The organism is Burkholderia sp. MSMB1459WGS (genome assembly GCF_001534535.1).
Lineage (GTDB): Bacteria > Pseudomonadota > Gammaproteobacteria > Burkholderiales > Burkholderiaceae > Burkholderia.
This window is the reverse complement of sequence record NZ_LPMU01000070.1, coordinates 19,516-36,124: the sequence shown is the minus strand read 5'-3', so window position 1 is coordinate 36,124 and position 16,609 is coordinate 19,516. Positions and strand designations below refer to the sequence as shown.

Here is a 16,609-nt window from a genome sequence, read left to right as displayed (position 1 = left end):
AATGGGCGGGGCAAGCCCAAGCCTGCCCCGCCCATGAGCCGATACGCGACGATTACAGCGTACGTGCGACTTCGGTCACTTCGAAGACTTCGAACTGGTCGCCTTCGATGATGTCGTTGAAGTTCTTCACCGACATACCGCACTCGAAGCCTTGCTTCACTTCCTTCACGTCGTCCTTGAAGCGCTTCAGCGATTCGAGTTCGCCCGTGAAGATCACGACGTTGTTGCGCAGCACGCGCACCGACGACGAGCGCTTGACGATGCCGTCCGTGACCATACAGCCTGCGACCGTGCCGACCTTCGGTACCTTGAAGACCTGGCGCACCTCGACCATGCCGGTGACGACTTCGCGCTTCTCCGGCGCCAGCATGCCCGACATCGCCGCCTTCACCTCGTCCACTGCGTCGTAGATGATGTTGTAGTAGCGGATATCGATGCCGTTCGCCTCGGCCAGCTTGCGTGCCTGAGCATCCGCACGCGTGTTGAAGCCGATGATGACCGCCTTCGATGCCGTCGCGAGGTTGACGTCGTTTTCGCTGATGCCGCCCACCGCGCTGTGCACGATCTGCACGCGCACTTCGTCGGTCGACAGCTTGAGCAGCGACTGCACGAGCGCTTCCTGCGAACCCTGCACGTCTGCCTTGATGATGAGCGGCAGGTTCTGCACTTCGCCTTCGCCCATCTGCTCGAGCATGCTTTCGAGCTTCGCGGCCTGCTGCTTCGCGAGCTTCACGTCGCGGAACTTGCCCTGACGGAACAGCGCGATTTCACGCGCCTTGCGCTCGTCCGGCAGCACGATCACTTCCTCGCCCGCACCCGGCACTTCCGACAGACCCTGGATTTCGACCGGGATCGACGGGCCGGCTTCCTTCGTCGGCTTGCCGTTCTCGTCGAGCATCGCACGGACGCGGCCGTAGGCCGTACCCGCCAGCACGATGTCACCGCGGTTCAGCGTACCGGACTGCACGAGGATCGTCGCGACCGGGCCTTTACCCTTGTCGAGCTTCGCTTCGATCACGATGCCCTTGGCCGGCGCTTCGACCGGTGCCTTCAGTTCCAGCACTTCGGCCTGCAGCAGCACGTTCTCGAGCAGATCGTCGATACCTGCGCCCGTCTTTGCCGACACCGGCACGAACGGCGAATCGCCACCGTATTCTTCCGGCACGACGCCTTCCGCGACCAGTTCCTGCTTGACGCGATCGGGGTTCGCTTCCGGCTTGTCGATCTTGTTGATCGCGACGACGATCGGCACGCCACCCGCCTTCGCGTGGGCGATGGCTTCCTTCGTCTGCGGCATCACGCCGTCGTCGGCCGCCACCACCAGCACGACGATGTCGGTCGCCTTCGCGCCGCGCGCACGCATTGCCGTGAACGCTTCGTGACCCGGCGTGTCGAGGAACGTGATGACGCCACGCGGCGTGTCGACATGATACGCGCCGATGTGCTGCGTAATGCCGCCCGCTTCGCCCGCGGCAACCTTCGCGCGGCGGATGTGGTCGAGCAACGAGGTCTTGCCGTGGTCGACGTGACCCATCACCGTGACGACCGGCGGACGCGGCAGTTGCTCCGCATCGGTACCAGTTTCGCCTTCGACGAGCAGCGCTTCCGGATCGTCCAGCTTCGCGGCAACCGCGCGGTGGCCCAGCTCCTCGACGATGATCATCGCCGTTTCCTGGTCCAGCACCTGGTTGATCGTGACCATCTGGCCCATCTTCATCATCACCTTGATGACTTCGGAGGCCTTGATCGACATCTTGTGCGCGAGATCCGCAACCGACACGGTTTCCGGCACGTGCACTTCACGGACGATCGGTTCGGTCGGCGCCTGGAACGACGATGCGCTGTCCTGGTGACGGCCGCGACCCTTCGGGCCACCGCGCCAGCCGCGGTCGACACCGCCGCTCGAGTCGCCGCGCGTCTTGATGCCGCGACGCTTCGATGCGTCATCCTGCCAGCCGCCCTTGCCTGCGCCCGGCTTCTTGTTACGGTCGCCCGCGCCTGCCGGCGCCTGCGTCGTGGCCGGTGCCGCGGCACCGACCGGCTTCTTCACGGCCGGACGCGCCTGCGCACCCTCCGGCTTCGCCGGCTTGTGCAGCGTGCCCTTCGCTTCGGCCGGCTTCGGCGCCTCGACCGGCTTCGGCGGTTCGGGTGCCTTGACCACGGCCTTGCGCGGCGTGTTCATCATTTCGCGAATCGCGCGTGCTTCGGCTTCCGCCGCCGCGCGACGCTTGCTGATCTCTTCCTGCTCGGCGCGCGCCTTGTCGGCCGCCTCGCGAGCAGCATCCTCGGCCTTCTTCGCCGCTTCGCGCTGCGCCGCGCGTTCGGCGGCCGCACGCGCTTCGTCCTGCGCGGACTGCGCACTCGGTGCTTCCGACTCGGCTGCGGCGGCCTGTTGCGCGGCCGCCTGCTGCCGTGCCGCAGCGGCTTCCGCCGCGGCACGCTTCGCCGCCGCTTCTTCCTCGGCGCGACGGCGCTCGGCTTCCGCCGCTTCCTCGCGGGCGCGACGTTCGGCTTCCTCGCGCTCGAGGCGCTCCTGACGCTCGCGCAGCTCCTGCGCCTGCTTCTCGAGCAACTCGGCCTCGCGGCGCGCTTCTTCCTCGCGACGCTTCAGCTCCGCATCGTCGTCCGCTTCGGCGACCTGCGCCTGACCCTGTTCCGCACCTTCGCTCACGTCGTCGCGCTTGACGAACGTACGCTTCTTGCGAACCTCGACCTGAATGGTGCGAGCCTTGCCCGTCGCGTCAGATTGCTTGATCTCCGACGTATGCTTGCGGGTCAGCGTGATCTTGCGCTTGTCGCCGTCGGTTGCGCCGTGCGACTTGCGCAAATGATCGAGCAGACGCGCCTTGTCCGTTTCGGACAGCGCATCGTCTTCACTCGCTTTCTGGACGCCCGCTGCCTGCAGCTGCTCGAGCAGCACACCAGCAGGCATTTTCAGTTCCGCGGCAAATTGGGCTACGTTGTTACTCGCCATTCATTCCTCTTAGTGCAAGGACCGATTCCTTGCGGTTAGCATCGGGTCAGGCCATACGGCCGCCATCAAATCAGTGCGCCATGGTCATTTCTCACTGGAACCAATGTTCACGTGCTTTCATGATCAACGCCTTAGCGGCATCCTCTTCCATCCCGGTCATGTCGACCAGTTCATCTACAGCCAGCTCGGCGAGATCGTCGCGCGTCTGCACGCCGTGTTCGGCCAGCTTCGCGAGCAGCTCCGGCGTGATGCCGTCGAGGCTCTTGAGATCCAGCGCTGCGTTCTCGACCTTTTCTTCGTTCGCGATCGCCATCGTCAACAGCGCGTCGCGTGCGCGGTTGCGCAGTTCGTGCACGGTGTCCTCGTCGAACGCTTCGATTTCGAGCATTTCGTTGAGCGGCACGTACGCGATCTCTTCGAGGCTCGTGAAGCCTTCGTCGATCAGGATGTCGGCAACTTCCTCGTCGACGTCGAGACGCGCCATGAACAGTGCACGCAGCCGGTCGCGCTCTTCACCCTGCTTCAGGGCGGATTCGTCCGGCGTCATGATGTTGATCTGCCAGCCGGTCAGCTCGCCGGCAAGGCGAACGTTCTGACCGCTGCGGCCGATCGCGACAGCCAGTTCGTTTTCGTCGACGACGACGTCCATCGAATGCTTTTCTTCATCGACGACGATCGACTGGACGGCAGCCGGCGCGAGCGCGCCGATCACGAACTGGGCGGGATCTTCCGACCATAGCACGATGTCGATGTTTTCGCCACCGAGCTCGTTGCGCACGGCCTGCACGCGCGAGCCGCGGATGCCGACGCAGGTGCCGATCGGATCGATCCGCTTGTCGTATGCGATGACGCCGATCTTCGCGCGCACGCCCGGATCGCGGGCAGCCGCCTTGATCTCGAGCAGGCCCTGCTCGATTTCCGGCACTTCCATCTCGAACAGCTTCATCAGGAATTCGGGCGCCGTGCGCGACAGCTCGATCTGCGGGCCGCGCGCGGTGCGGTCGACCTTCGCGATGTAGGCGCGCACGCGGTCGCCCACGCGCAGGTTTTCCTTCGGGATCAGTTGATCGCGGCGCAGCAGTGCCTCGACACGGCCCGATTCGACGATGAAGTTGCCCTTGTCGAGGCGTTTCACCGTACCCGTCATGATCTTTTCGCCACGCTCGAGGTAGTCGCTCAGGATCTGCTCGCGCTCCGCGTCGCGCACCTTCTGCAGGATCACCTGCTTCGCGGCCTGCGCGCCGATGCGACCGAACTCGATCGACGGAACGGGTTCCTCGACATACTCGCCGACTTCGACGTCGGGGTTCTGCTCACGAGCCTCGAACAGCAGGATCTCGCGATCCGGCTCCTGCAAGCCTGCCTCGTCGGGCACGACGAGCCAGCGACGGAAGGTTTCGTGCTCGCCGCTTTCGCGATCGATATGGACGCGGATTTCGGCGCCTTCGTCGAACAGCTTCTTGGAAGCGGACGCGAGCGCAGCCTCGAGGGCGCCCAGCACCACATCCTTGTCGACGTTTTTCTCGCGCGCCAGCGCATCCACCAGCATCAACACTTCGCGACTCATTATTTGCGGCTCCTAAAGTCAACTTGCGGAATCAGGCGGGCTTTGTCGATATCGGCCAGCGTGAAATCCAGCATGGCTGCCTCGCCCTTCTTCCCCTCAAATTCCAAACCGATCGTTTCGCCATTCGGCGCGTGCAGAATGCCCCGGTACGTCTTGCGCCCGTCCAGCGGCTTTTTCAAGGTCACGGAAACTTCGCTGCCGGCGAAGCGCTCGAAGTCGGCCAGCTTCTTCAACGGGCGGTCGAGCCCCGGGGACGAGACTTCGAGCCGTTCGTAATCGATGTTTTCGACCGTCAAGACGTGCTGGAGCTGACGCGTGACCTTTTCGCAATCTTCGAGCGAGATGCCGGCAGGCTGATCGATATAGATGCAAAGCATGCCGCGCCCGGTGCGCTCGAGATCCACCAGCTCGTAGCCGAGCCCGGTGACCGTGGTTTCTATCAGTTCCGTCAGTTGCACAGTGTCCTCTCAGGTGTTCGCGCCCGCCGCTCGCGATTCACCCGCGGGCGCGCGCCTTAGCCGGCGCAGGAAGCGCTACCCGAGATGCCTAACCGTTTCAGCAAAAAAAAATGGGCGGAACGCCCATCTTCTTACTGGTGGTCGCACCTGAGCCGCACATTGAATCCGTACGCCCAGCGACTCCGCGATTATAGCGATTTTTGGCGCAAACGCCAAGCCAGCCGGTAAAAGCAGCGCGCCGGCCGCCTTTACGGACCGAAAATGCGAAATCGGGCCGCCCGATCGACCGAAACCAACTATCGAACCGGTGATCGCCGTTGTCGCGGTACGCGACATCATAGATGCAGCCGAAATCCATCAATGCAATGCGTCGCGTCGACAAAACCGGCCGAACGCCGGTCGGACCGGCGAGCCGGCAGCCTCGCGCCGCCGCACGCCAATCCAGTCAATAGACGCTTAGCGGCTACGCGTACGACTGCGCTGCGGACGCTGACCGCCGCGCGGGCCGCCGCCGTTGCCGCCGTCGGCGCGATTGCCGTTCGGATTGCGATTGCCGCCACCCTTGCTTCCGCCGCGCTTGCCGCCCGCGCCATCGCGCTTGGGGCCGGCGCCATACGACATGCGATTGCCGTCGACATCGCGACCGCCGCCGGTGCGATTGCCGTCGCGCCCGCCACCTACGCGATTGCCATCACGGCCGCCACCCGGACGACTACCGTAGCCCGACGGCGCAACCGGCAGGCTACCGTAGCCGCTCAAGCCCGGCAGGCCCGGCGCGCCGCGTCGGCCACCGCCGCGACGCGGCTGGTCGAGTTGCCCGTGCGTCGTCAGCACCGGCTCGCGGCTGATGAAACCCATCGACGTCTGCATCGGATCGGGCTGGCGACGCTCGGCCGGACCGGCGCTGCCGCGCTTGCCCTTCTCCTCGGACGGCGCCTTCAGGCCGACGGTCGCCATCAGCTTGCGCACCTGCGCGTCGTCGAGCTCTTCCCAACGGCCACGCTTCAGGCCGCGCGGCAGCGGAATCGGGCCGTGACGCGTACGGATCAGCCGGCTCACCATCAGGCCGACCGCCTCGAACATCCGGCGCACTTCGCGGTTGCGGCCTTCGGCCAGCGCGACGTGATACCAGTGGTTCGTGCCTTCGCCGCCGCCATCGCGGATGCGCAGGAAATTCGCCGGACCGTCGTCGAGCTCGACGCCGTGCAGCAGCTTCTGCCGCATCCCTTCGGACAGCTCGCCGACGACGCGCACCGCGTACTCGCGCTCGACGCTGTAACGCGGATGCATGAAGCGGTTCGCGAGGTCGCCGGAGGTCGTCAGCATCAGCAGACCTTCGGTATTGAAGTCGAGACGGCCCACCGCAAGCCATTTCGCCGTCTTCATCGGCGGCAGGCGGTCAAACACCGACGGACGGCCTTCCGGATCCGCGTGGCTGACGATTTCGCCCGTCGGCTTGTGATACAGCAGCACGCGCGGCGGCTTGTTCGGCAGCTTGCGCTTGACCGGCTTGCCGTTGATCCGCACCTGGTCGGTCGGCATGATCCGCTGGCCGATGTGCGCGGGTTCGCCGTTCACCGACACGCGGCCGGCGACGATCAGTTCTTCCATTTCCCGGCGCGAACCCATGCCGGCTTCCGCCAGCACCTTGTGGAGCTTCGGCGCATCGTCGTCCGGAGACAGCACACGCTTGTTCGCAGGCTGATTGCGGCCACGGCGCAGCATCGGCGCTCGCACGCCGCTACCGCCCGCGGAGTTGTCCGCGTCGAACGCGGGCGACGTCACGTACGCGAACAGTTCGTCCTCGGACGCATCGCCTTCCATGGCTTTCGCCGAGCCACCTTCGGCCTTCGATGCACCGCGACGGCCCTGGCCGCCCTGGCCGCCCTTGGCCGCGCCTTCACGCTTGCCGGCGGGCTTGCGGCCGCCCTTGGCCGCGCCTTCCTTGCGCGGCGCACGCGCCGGCTGCGCGTCGGCAGCGTCGGCCGGCTGCGCATCCGCGCCCTCGGCGCCCTGCTGCTCGCCTTCGGCGCCCTTCGACTTGGCCGCCGCGCGACGCCGCGCGATCAGGCTGCGCGGGCCGCGCCGCAGACCGCGGCGGGGACGCTCGTCGCCACCCGCGGCCGAAGCATCCTGCTCCGGCGCATCGTCGGCACGCGCTGCCTGCACGGCAGGCGCGGACGATTCAATATCGTGGATATCTGTCAAAACAACCTCAAAATGTCAGGTCTCGCGCCCGGCGCGGGCGCGGCAAGAAGTTGGCCGCGATCAGGCGCGACGCTGTTTGGGTTCTGCTTCGTCGTCCGGCAGCGCGTCGGCGCCGATGGGCGCACTGGCGCTTCGTACGGCATCCGCGAGACTGTCGGACGTGTCGTCCAGCGTCTCGTCGTCCGCGGGACCGGAACGGGAGGCGTCGGCCCGATCGGCCTCGCCGGGCATGTCGCCGGCCGCTTCCGCTCCGTCTCCGGCAGCCGCTTCGGCGGCCGGCTTGCGATCTTCCTCGCTCCAATCCGCACGCTGCGGCTCGGGCTGCACACCGGTCGGCACTGCTTCGGCGCCGACCTGCTCCGTATGTTCCGTTTGCCCGCGATCGGCGTCGAGCGTATCGCGACTCGGAATTTCGTGCGTCGACGCGACGTCGGCCGGCACCTCGGCCGACTGGCCGTCGGGCGCTTCATCCGCAAGCGCCTGCGGCATGTCGGCCGCCGCATCGCTGGCCACCGGCATGTCACCGTCGAAATCCATCGCCTGCTGCGCGAGCAGCGCGGCCTCGATGTTCGCGGCCGGCTCTTCGAGCGCCGGCAGGTCGTCGAGCGCCTTCAGGCCGAGATCGTCGAGAAACTGCTTGGTCGTCGCATACAGCGCCGGACGCCCCGGCACGTCGCGATGACCGATCACCTCGATCCAGCCGCGATCCTCGAGCTGCTTGACCACCTGCGTGTTGACCGTGACGCCGCGAATCTCCTCGATGTCGCCGCGCGTGACGGGCTGCCGGTACGCAATGATCGCGAGCGTTTCGAGCACCGCGCGCGAATATTTCGGCGGCTTCTCAGGATGCAGCCGATCCAGATAATGACGCATCGCCGGCTTGCTCTGAAAGCGCCATCCGGTCGCCAGCGCCACCAGTTCGACACCGCGACCGGACCAATCCTGTTTCAGATCTTCGAGCAACGTGCGGACCGTGTCAGCCGACACGCCGTCGGCAAAGAGCTTGCGCAAATCGCCGAGCTTCAGCGGTTCCTGCGCACAGATCAAAGCAGTCTCGAGGACGATCTTCGCCTCTTGGGTATTCATGCAGCTAGGCCAGACCCTGTGGTCAAACGAACCGGATCAACAAACAGACGAAAGGAACGGAAGACGCGCTCGCCCGATTCTGATCGGTCATATTGATGGGAGCACGAACCGGGGGCGGCGAACCAACTTCAGGCCAGGCCCAAACCGGACGGAACAGCACGGCTCAACGACGGAACCGCGTGACTGAACGCCATATTACGCAAAATTGCCCGGTGCGTAAAGATGAGCGGAACAGGCCGCCGCACGGCGCGGCGCCCGCTCCGTCCCTGCTTCAGCGGGCGCCCGCGCCGTGCGCAAGGAACCGGCGTAGCCGCTCGACGCCCGCGTCGAGCCGCGCCGGATCGCACGCATAACACCAGCGCACGAACCCCTCTCCCTCCGGGCCGAACGCACGACCGGGCGCAAGGCCGAGCCCCGCGTCGCGCACCAGCGTCTTGCAGAACGCCAGGCTGTCGGCCGCGCCCGGCAGTCGCAGGAACAGGTACATCGCGCCCGGCGGAGGCGGCACGTCGACGCCCGGCAGCGTCCGCAGCGCGGCGACCAGGTGATCGCGCGCGTCGCGCAGCGCCGTGACGAACGACCGCACGAACGGCTCGCCGTCTCGCAACGCGACCTCGGCCGCAGCCTGAACGAAGCCCGGCGCACACGACGTGTTGTATTCGACGAGCTTCGACAGGTCGGCCATCACCGATGCCGGCGCAACCAGCCATCCGAGCCGCCAGCCCGTCATCGCCCACGCCTTCGAGAATGAATTCACGACCACGACACGCTCGTCGCGAGACGCGATATCGAGGAACGACGGCGCGCCGCCCTCGTCGAATGCAAGCCGCTCGTACACCTCGTCGGCGACCAGCCAGATGCCGTGACGACGGCAATGGGCGAGCACGGCCCGCTGATCGTCGCGCGACATCGTCCAGCCGGTCGGGTTGTTCGGCGAATTGATCAGCAGCATCCGCGTATCGGGCGTCAGCGCCGCGAGCAACCGTCCGACATCGAGCCGCCATCCCGCATCGCCGTAGCCGAGCGGCACGCACTCGACCTGCGCGCCGAGGATCTTCGGAATCTCGACGAGATTCGGCCACAGCGGCGTGACCGCGACGACACGCTCGCCCGGCCCGACCAGCATCTGGGCAGTCAGCATCAGCGCACTCACGCCCGAACTCGTCACGGCCACCGTATCGGCCGCCGTCGCACCGTGACGCGCGCCGACATAGGCGGCGATCGCGTCGCGCAGCGCCGCCGTGCCGAGATTGTGCGTGTAGAAGGTCGCACCGTCGCGCAGCGCCGCCGCCGCGGCGTCGCGGATGAAATCCGGTGTCACGCGGTCGGATTCGCCGAACCAGAACGGCAGCATGTCCGGCACGCCGAAACCGGCGTTTGCGACCTCGCGGATCAGCGACGGACGCAGCGCGTGCACCGTGGCGCGCGCCGCCGGCTCATCGTTCGCCGGGAAAAAACCTGCGGAATGCGTCATCGAGAACCATCGCCCCAGGAACACGGTCCGCGTAGTGTACCGGCCGGCAAGCCGGACCGGCGCAACGTCAGTCGAGATCCTCGGCCCTCGCCGGCATCTGCCGCACGAGCTCCCAGATCGCCTGCGCGGCGGGCGACAACGACCGGTCGCGGCGGCGCACCAGTTCGACGGTGCGTTCGGTACGCGGCGTGAGCGGCCGCGCGACGAGCGTCGAGCCGGCCGGCAGCGGCAGCGACAGCCACGGCTGCACGCTCACGCCGACACCGGCCTCGACCAGCCCGAACACGGTCGCCGAATGCCCGAGTTCCTGCATGACCGTCGCGTTGACGCGATGCGTGACCAGCGCCGCATCGATCAGCGGCCGGCTGCCCGATGCGTGATCGAGCAATACGAGGCGCTCGCCGTCCAGCGCAGTCCACGGCACCTCGGCCCGTGCCGCGAGCGGATGGTCGGCGCGCGCGACAAGGCAGAACGAATCGGTCATCAGCGGCTCGCAGACGAGATCGGCGACCGTCAGCGGCCCGATCACGACGCCGAAGTCGACTTCGCTCGATTTCACCTTGCGCAGCACGTCGCTCTGCACGTCGTCGCGCAGGCCGAGCGTGACGAACGGGAACTGGCGCTCGCACGACGCCACCACGCGCGGCATCAGCCTGCATGCGATCGTCGGGCTTGCCGCGACGACCACGCGCCCGCGGCGCTGCTCGCCGATCTCGCGAATCTCGCGCAGCGTGTCGTCGAGATCGGCGAGCAAGCGCGACACGCTCGCGATCAGGTTCGCACCGACGTCGGTCAGTTGCACGTCGCGCGTCGTGCGGTCGATCAGCTTCAGCCCGAGTTCGGCCTCGAGCTCTCGCACGCAACGGCTGACGGCGGACTGGGTGAGCCCGATCTCGTCACCCGCCCGGCTGAAGCTCTTGAGCCGCGCGACTTCGATGAATACGCGAAGCTGGCGCAGCGTAACGTTCATGTCCCGACCTCATCAATCATCGATATCGATGCGGGATTCTAATGTGCGAAACCGGCTTCGGCGAACGAATCGGCACCCGCCGCCCATGTTTCGCTGCGGTGCAATACATTCGCAAACGCACGTGACATGGGCGAATTGCACAAGATTGGTGATTGTCCCGATTTGCTCACGGGTTATTTTGGCGTCTTATACGCCCCTAGCTGACTTAGCCGTTAGCTCGCTGCCAAGCGGCTCTCGAGGGATTCACCTCCGACATGGCACGCTTCGTGCATTACCTTGCGCACAGGGTGCAGGTTTCGTCGGACGGAAGAGCAGAAACGCCGCTGCCGGCCAACCGGACGCCCCCACCCGGCACTCGACGATCGAGTGCTTGAAGAGTGCGCGGCGCAGGGCAGCGCACCGGAGTTAGCTTCGCTGAGGTGAGGACATGATGCTGTTCGACGATTTGAGAGATAACGAATGGGCGCTGGTCGAGGGTTTGTTTTGCTCGGAGCCCGCACGGAGTGAGCGGCGCGGCCGTCCCCGCGTGGAAGCCCGCTCGGTGGTCAACGCCGTGCTGTGGGTGCTGTCGACGGGGGAAGGCTGGTCGAAACTGCCGGGCCGCTATCCGTCCCCGCCGACCTGCCGCCGCCGCTTCGACGAATGGCAGGCGGACGGTACGCTCGCCGAAATCGTGAAGCGACTCGGCACGAGCGGCCGGCAGATCTCGCTGCGCGGACGCATCGGCGCAAGCGCGGCAAAGCCGCCCGCCCCGCCGAGCCGCGACCGGCTGCGCGGCGCCTTCTGGACCAACCCGGAATCCTGGCGCGCACCCGTCAAGATGGCGTAACGAATGCTCGATCGGGCGGCTTCGGCCGCCCGGTTTCTTTCTGTGACGCGACCTTTTCGCGACGCATGCCTTGCCGTCGATTACCGTTGTCGTGCCGCGAAACAACTATTTACCAATATTTACAGCAAGCCTGCACTCCCACGCTTACCTTAGCGACATATCAACAGGCCGCACTGACGGCTTGAAGGGAGCCCCGCCATGAAAACAATGTCACTGCTCGTTGCATGCGGCATTGTCGTTTCCGTGGCGCTGAGCACTCCCGTCCATGCCGACGATCGCGCGAAGCCACCCCACCGCCAGCAGGATCACAGGAACACCTTTCGACAGCCGCCGTCCGCGAACCCGTCCAGCCGGCAAACCGTGCCGCGCGGCGACTTGCGCGGCGACATAGCCAGCAATGCGCGGGCGCGAATCGGCTCACAGCCGCCGGGCGTGCCGCGTCATCCTTAGCCCTGCCGATTTCGAGATTTCGCCAAAGAAAATGCCCGCATCCGGGAACTGCGCCGCATGCGACGAGTCACATCGTTGCCATGAGCACAGCGTGGCAGCAGCAAAAGTATCCGGTACGCCCGTATCCTCGCGATACGGGCTTTTTTTTGCATCGCCGTCCCGTGCGGCGATGCACGGAACGGGATGAAGAGCCGCTAAAGACGACTTTCAAGAATCGCCACGGCGCTCGCTTCGCTCAATGCGTAGTCGTCCATGCGGCGATCAGTCCAGGAAAGTAATTTCTCGTCGCGCTCGAGGCGCGAGAATTCGGCGCGGCCGCTGTCGGTCAGTACGGCGATGTCGACCGGTGCATGAAAGCCCGGTGCGGGGGCAACGGTTTTCTGCCTGACCGTGTCCATCAGGCCGAGCGAACGGAGATACTCGAACACGCCCGGGCGGCGTGCCCACGGTACCTGGCGGTACTGCACTCGTCTCAATGCGTCGAGCACCGCTTCGTTGGAATACGTGGCCATCTCGATTCTTTCTTAAAGTGCAGCGACAATGCGAAGCGGCGAGCCGGGCGGGGTCTCCGCCCGCCGAAACCGCCACCGATTCTGGAGGCCGACGTTGTTCGGCGTCGCGTCAGGGCCGTATCGTCAGCCGTCCATAAAAAGACACCATACCCCAATCAAATTGATTCTGTTCGATTCATTTGTACTTCTCTTCATCGGTTTCATGCTCTGCCGCAAGCAGCGTCGAACCATTTCCATCGCCGCCGCCGCGCTGTTCTGGCTACTGGCGACGGGCTGGCTCGCGGCGCCGCTCATCGCCTGGACCGAGGCGGGCGTCACGCCGGTCGAACACCCCGACATGCACGGGCGAACCACGCTGATCCTCCTTGGCGCCGGCACGCGCCGCACCGACACGGGATTGCAGCCGCCGCCCGACGGCGTCGCGCGCATCCACAAGGTTGCTGCGCTCTATCGCACGTGCCGGCAGCAGGCCGAACGCTGCACCGTGGTGATGTCGGGCGGCGACCCACAGCATCACGGCGACACCGAGGCGGCCGTCTACGGGCGCCAGCTCGTCGCACAGGGCGTGGCGCCGGCCGACCTCGTGCTCGAACCGAACAGCCGCACAACCTACGAAAACGCGAAATTCACTGCATCTATACTACGCTCACAGTATGACGACGCGCGCGTTCTCGTCACGTCGTCGTATCAGATGCGCCGGGCGCTGCTCGATTTCCGCCGTTTCGGCATCGATCCGCAGCCCGTTTATGCGAACCTCCGACGTGCGCAAACGGGCTGGTTGCCGCGCTGGCGCAATGTGGCGAACGCCGAGCAGGCGCTGCACGAGCTGGTCGGAATCTCGCAATTCCACGTGTATCGCTGGCTCGGCTGGTTCTGACGATACCGCGAAAATCGCTGCACCACCCCGCATGGCAGATGCGTGACGCAGTGCGCGAAGTGTTGCGCGACTTCAACGGGGCCTTGCGTCGTGCGCCGATCCGATGCACATTGATCCGTCACTTTTGTTACACTCGACACGCACTCGATTGCAGTCGCCAGACAAAACGGCACACTCGGGTTCATCACCACTTAGCGGAGGTAAAGCAATGAAGAAGACGTCCCTGGCTATCCTGGTAGCGATGTCGGCGCTGACTGGCGCAGCGTATGCGCAAGAGAGCACGCAGATCCAGACCATCACCGATCCGGCCAAGATCGCCGAGATCGAGCAGCGTGCACAAGCGCTGCAACAGCAGCAAGCGGCCGAAGCGGCTCAGCCGGCGGCGCAGGAAGAGCATCACCACGGCAAGAAGGCTGCGCATCACAAGGCAGCGAAGAAGGCCGGCAAGAAGGCGAAGGCTGCAGACGCTGCCAGCCAGTAAGTTCGGCGGCACCGTACCAGCGACAAGCCGAATCCGGGCAACCGGGTTCGGCTTTTTTGGTTGCGGCGCCCGCGCTGTGCTAAAGTCGCGCACCGAAATTTTCCACCCGTGCGCACCCCGGTGCGGAGGACAGCATGAGTAACATTCAACTCGACATCGAGTGGACCGAAGCCGCCACTCGCCGGATCAAGCAACTGATGCCCCGCGGCTCGGACGACGCGTTTCTCGCGCTGCCGCCGATCGAGTGCCTGCCGATGGAGGGCGACGTGCTGTTCCTCGGCCCGCAAGGCAAGCAGCAACCGTTCATCGTTGCCGAGCGCCAGTATCACCATGACGGCGACGCCGACTGGACGATCATCCTGATCCTCGACGTACCCAGCGCGTCGCACTGACGCGCGGCCGCGACCGGACACGTCCGGTCGCTCCACCCGGCTCGACTCAGACGAGCTTCGACAGCACGCGGATTTCGGAACGTTCGATCCAGTCCGCGGCCGCTTCGCGATAAGCGAGAATATGCGCGGAACGCGCATGCGCGGCCAGCGCCTCCTCGCTCTCCCAACGCTCGATGAATACGAACCGCGCGGGCTCCTTCAGATCCCTGTGCAGGTCGTATTGCAATGCGCCGGCTTCGTTTCGGGTCGGCTCGACGATTCCCTCGAGCGCGGCGCGCAGTTTTTCCTCGGCGCCGGGCTTCGCCACGATCAGCGCCACGACTGCAATTTCCGCCATTCCCGCCTCCCTCTTCCGAAAAAGTCCGAGAATACGCGAATCTCGCGCCGCGCATCGGCTACGCCGAGACGGCATGACGACGGCACCAAAAAAAATAGCCCGCGCTTCAGAGAAGCGCGGGCGAAACCGTCGCCCTACGAGGATAGGCGACGGGGCCATCGAGATCCGCACGCTGGCGCGGATCGTCATCTGTTGTGCCGACGCTTGTCGCGTCGGCATGTGAAGGCGTCGAGACCGTTGTTCGGGCGCTCGCGGCGCATTCCCCGGGCTCTGACGCCATCCTCCCTGTTCTAACGATTCCAACCTATAAAGCAGGTTGCGTGCCAGGCGTCGAACACCCGACATTCCGTTGATTTATAAGGACAATTTTTTAGATCGGCGACAATGTGACACTTGTTTTGTCGTCGTAACGCCCGGATGTTACGTAACGTCACGAGGCGGGGTCGAACCACGCTCCCGCCGCACGCGACAGCGAGCGACCATGAAAAAAGCCCGCCGGAAGGCGGGCTTTTCAAGGGTGCGGGAAACGCCGGGATCAGCGGAGCTGATTCACGAGCAACCCCATGATCTGACGAGCCGGCGACGACGTATCGATCGCGCCCGAATCGTCGACGACCGCGACGCGCGTCTGATCGGCCGTGAGCGCCTTCACGTTGACGCGATACTGCTTCGCCTGCTTTTCCTTCTTGCCGTGGAACAGCTGGCTCCAGAAACCCTGCTCCGCCGAGCTCAAATCCTTCGGATCGACGTAGCGCACGAAATACAGGCCCTTCGAGCGATCGCGATCGTCGACCGTGAAGTTCGCGCGATCGAGCGCGAGACCGACATGCAGCCACGACCGGTCGTACGGCTCGCCGAGCGTGACTTCGGACGGCACGGCCGCTTCGGCCGCGTCATTGCCTTGCGCCGACGTGCGCGAGACGTTCTGCGCAGCGATCGCCGCGGCAGCCTTCGACGACGCATCGGCATCGGCCTTCTTGTCGTTCGGGACCGCGTTGTCCTTGATGTTCGCGATCGGCGGTTCGCCGTTCTTCGCGCGTTGCTCGTTCTGCGCGAGCACGGCCATCAGCCGCTTCAGGTATTCCGTCTCGAGCGCGGGATCGTTCGGCTTCGGTTCCCATTTGCTCGAATCGTTGTTCGCGCCGGTGATCGCCTCGCGCATCCCCTTCTGGCTGATGAACACGTAAGTGCCGCCGTTCGGCGCCGAATCGAGACGCGTGCGGTACTTGTTGCGCTCGGCCGTCACGTACGAATTGCCCATCGCCTTCGAGATCACGCTGCGGATCAGGCCGTCGTTGATCTGCGGATGGGTTTCGTTCCAGTCGGTTTCCATCACGCCCTTGTCGCGCTGGTCGACGACGAGCAGGAAGCCCTGCTCCTGCCAGAAACGGCGAACCTGCGGCCAGATCGCGGCCGGCTGCTTGCCGTCGATCACGAGCCAGCTTTCGGTGCCGTCGCGCTGGATATGCATGCCGGCCACGGCCGGCGCGACGGTGTCCAGCGCGGGCGCAGCCTGCTGGACCTGCTTGAGCGCGGACAGGGAAGTCGCGCCGCCCTGGGGCGGCAGCGAACGCTGATCGGCCGTCTCGTCGAGCATGTTGGGCGGCACTGCGAGCGACGCTTCCTTCGATTTCGAATCGCTCTTGTAGTCCACTTTCGTGGGCGACGACGTACCGCAACCGGCGACGAGCGCGCCGGTGGCGAGCACTGCAGCGAACCGCATGGTAAGACGAAGATCAGTCATGTTCGGGGAATCCTCTTCCGCTAAATCACGGCGCTTTCCGTGGATCAACCTTGCATTTTACCGGGGCCGCGCCGCGATGTGCAAAAAAGCGACGGCCAAGAAAAAACCCGCGCCAGCCTGAGCTGACGCGGGTTCTTGTCTGGTCGGGGCGAGAGGATTTGAACCTCCGACCACCTGCACCCCATGCAGGTACGCTACCAGGCTGCGCTACGCCCCGAAAGAAAAAAATTATAACAGACAGTTCCTCGAT

The 16,609-nt window shown here is 65.3% G+C and carries 14 protein-coding genes, 1 tRNA gene and 1 pseudogene; 5 read left to right on the top strand and 11 right to left on the bottom strand.

The features are described from left to right. Nucleotides 1-52: 52 nt before the first annotated feature. From infB to WT97_RS27475, 7 genes are all read right to left on the bottom strand, one after another. A complete protein-coding gene (gene infB / locus WT97_RS27505) occupies nucleotides 53-2,974 on the bottom strand; it encodes a translation initiation factor IF-2 (RefSeq protein WP_059499057.1) in 2,922 nt (973 codons plus the stop codon). Between the two features lie 91 nt (nucleotides 2,975-3,065). Continuing rightward, nucleotides 3,066-4,541 (bottom strand): transcription termination factor NusA, encoded by a 1,476-nt coding sequence (gene nusA, locus WT97_RS27500; protein WP_060354777.1) that lies wholly within the window; start codon nucleotides 4,539-4,541, stop codon nucleotides 3,066-3,068. After that, entirely contained in the window at nucleotides 4,541-4,999 is a 459-nt protein-coding gene (rimP, locus tag WT97_RS27495; RefSeq protein WP_011351796.1) for a ribosome maturation factor RimP, read from the bottom strand. Before rimP ends, nusA begins: the two co-directional genes overlap by 1 nt. 456 nt (nucleotides 5,000-5,455) lie before the next feature. Beyond that, on the bottom strand, nucleotides 5,456-7,207 hold the full coding sequence (rluB, locus tag WT97_RS27490) for a 23S rRNA pseudouridine(2605) synthase RluB (protein WP_060354776.1): 1,752 nt from the start codon (nucleotides 7,205-7,207) through the stop codon (nucleotides 5,456-5,458). 60 nt (nucleotides 7,208-7,267) lie between these two features. After that, complete coding sequence (gene scpB / locus WT97_RS27485; protein WP_060354775.1) at nucleotides 7,268-8,293, bottom strand: SMC-Scp complex subunit ScpB; 1,026 nt, start codon at nucleotides 8,291-8,293, stop codon at nucleotides 7,268-7,270. A 271-nt stretch (nucleotides 8,294-8,564) separates the two neighbouring features. Beyond that, nucleotides 8,565-9,767 (bottom strand): pyridoxal phosphate-dependent aminotransferase, encoded by a 1,203-nt coding sequence (locus WT97_RS27480; protein WP_060354774.1) that lies wholly within the window; start codon nucleotides 9,765-9,767, stop codon nucleotides 8,565-8,567. A 67-nt stretch (nucleotides 9,768-9,834) separates the two neighbouring features. Then, the gene (locus WT97_RS27475; protein WP_060354773.1) at nucleotides 9,835-10,737 is read right to left on the bottom strand and encodes a LysR family transcriptional regulator; all 903 of its coding nucleotides are present in this window, start codon (nucleotides 10,735-10,737) and stop codon (nucleotides 9,835-9,837) included. Nucleotides 10,738-11,167: 430 nt separating this feature from the next. On the opposite strand from WT97_RS27475, the pseudogene WT97_RS27470 reads away from it, so the two are divergent. Next, nucleotides 11,168-11,563: pseudogene (locus tag WT97_RS27470) on the top strand (transposase); the annotation flags it as partial. Between the two features lie 201 nt (nucleotides 11,564-11,764). Further along, nucleotides 11,765-12,016 (top strand): hypothetical protein, encoded by a 252-nt coding sequence (locus tag WT97_RS35020; protein ID WP_027784266.1) that lies wholly within the window; start codon nucleotides 11,765-11,767, stop codon nucleotides 12,014-12,016. Nucleotides 12,017-12,210: 194 nt separating this feature from the next. On the opposite strand, the gene WT97_RS27465 is transcribed toward WT97_RS35020, so the two are convergent. Beyond that, entirely contained in the window at nucleotides 12,211-12,528 is a 318-nt protein-coding gene (locus WT97_RS27465) for a hypothetical protein (protein WP_006495354.1), read from the bottom strand. 160 nt (nucleotides 12,529-12,688) lie between these two features. Between WT97_RS27465 and WT97_RS27460 the strand changes: the two genes are divergently transcribed. The 3 genes from WT97_RS27460 to WT97_RS27450 all read left to right on the top strand — a co-directional run bounded on the left by WT97_RS27460 (nucleotide 12,689) and on the right by WT97_RS27450 (nucleotide 14,278). Continuing rightward, nucleotides 12,689-13,405, top strand: coding sequence for a YdcF family protein (locus tag WT97_RS27460; protein WP_060354772.1), 717 nt, complete (start codon nucleotides 12,689-12,691; stop codon nucleotides 13,403-13,405). Nucleotides 13,406-13,613: 208 nt separating this feature from the next. Then, nucleotides 13,614-13,886 carry a hypothetical protein gene (locus WT97_RS27455; RefSeq protein ID WP_034207109.1) on the top strand — a complete coding sequence of 91 codons (273 nt, stop codon included), beginning with the start codon at nucleotides 13,614-13,616 and terminating at the stop codon, nucleotides 13,884-13,886. Nucleotides 13,887-14,020: 134 nt separating this feature from the next. Beyond that, complete coding sequence (locus WT97_RS27450; RefSeq protein ID WP_059499065.1) at nucleotides 14,021-14,278, top strand: hypothetical protein; 258 nt, start codon at nucleotides 14,021-14,023, stop codon at nucleotides 14,276-14,278. Nucleotides 14,279-14,324: 46 nt separating this feature from the next. Here the strand turns inward: WT97_RS27450 and WT97_RS27445 are convergent, their stop codons facing one another. From WT97_RS27445 to WT97_RS27435, 3 genes are all read right to left on the bottom strand, one after another. Further along, nucleotides 14,325-14,615, bottom strand: a complete 291-nt coding sequence (locus WT97_RS27445; RefSeq protein WP_059499066.1) for a putative quinol monooxygenase — start codon at nucleotides 14,613-14,615, stop codon at nucleotides 14,325-14,327. Between the two features lie 535 nt (nucleotides 14,616-15,150). Next, entirely contained in the window at nucleotides 15,151-16,359 is a 1,209-nt protein-coding gene (bamC, locus tag WT97_RS27440) for an outer membrane protein assembly factor BamC (protein WP_059499067.1), read from the bottom strand. A 140-nt stretch (nucleotides 16,360-16,499) separates the two neighbouring features. Beyond that, nucleotides 16,500-16,576 (bottom strand) — tRNA-Pro (locus WT97_RS27435). Nucleotides 16,577-16,609: the final 33 nt, after the last annotated feature.

Bases quoted from the DNA above. Each gene is read 5' to 3' on its own strand.
- infB (WP_059499057.1), bottom strand. From the start codon at position 2,974: ATGGCGAGTAACAACGTAGCCCAATTTGCCGCGGAACTGAAAATGCCT.
- nusA (WP_060354777.1), bottom strand. From the start codon at position 4,541: ATGAGTCGCGAAGTGTTGATGCTGGTGGATGCGCTGGCGCGCGAGAAA.
- scpB (WP_060354775.1), bottom strand. From the start codon at position 8,293: ATGAATACCCAAGAGGCGAAGATCGTCCTCGAGACTGCTTTGATCTGT.
- WT97_RS27480 (WP_060354774.1), bottom strand. From the start codon at position 9,767: ATGACGCATTCCGCAGGTTTTTTCCCGGCGAACGATGAGCCGGCGGCG.
- WT97_RS27475 (WP_060354773.1), bottom strand. From the start codon at position 10,737: ATGAACGTTACGCTGCGCCAGCTTCGCGTATTCATCGAAGTCGCGCGG.
- WT97_RS35020 (WP_027784266.1), top strand. From the start codon at position 11,765: ATGAAAACAATGTCACTGCTCGTTGCATGCGGCATTGTCGTTTCCGTG.
- WT97_RS27465 (WP_006495354.1), bottom strand. From the start codon at position 12,528: ATGGCCACGTATTCCAACGAAGCGGTGCTCGACGCATTGAGACGAGTG.
- WT97_RS27455 (WP_034207109.1), top strand. From the start codon at position 13,614: ATGAAGAAGACGTCCCTGGCTATCCTGGTAGCGATGTCGGCGCTGACT.
- WT97_RS27450 (WP_059499065.1), top strand. From the start codon at position 14,021: ATGAGTAACATTCAACTCGACATCGAGTGGACCGAAGCCGCCACTCGC.
- WT97_RS27445 (WP_059499066.1), bottom strand. From the start codon at position 14,615: ATGGCGGAAATTGCAGTCGTGGCGCTGATCGTGGCGAAGCCCGGCGCC.
- bamC (WP_059499067.1), bottom strand. From the start codon at position 16,359: ATGACTGATCTTCGTCTTACCATGCGGTTCGCTGCAGTGCTCGCCACC.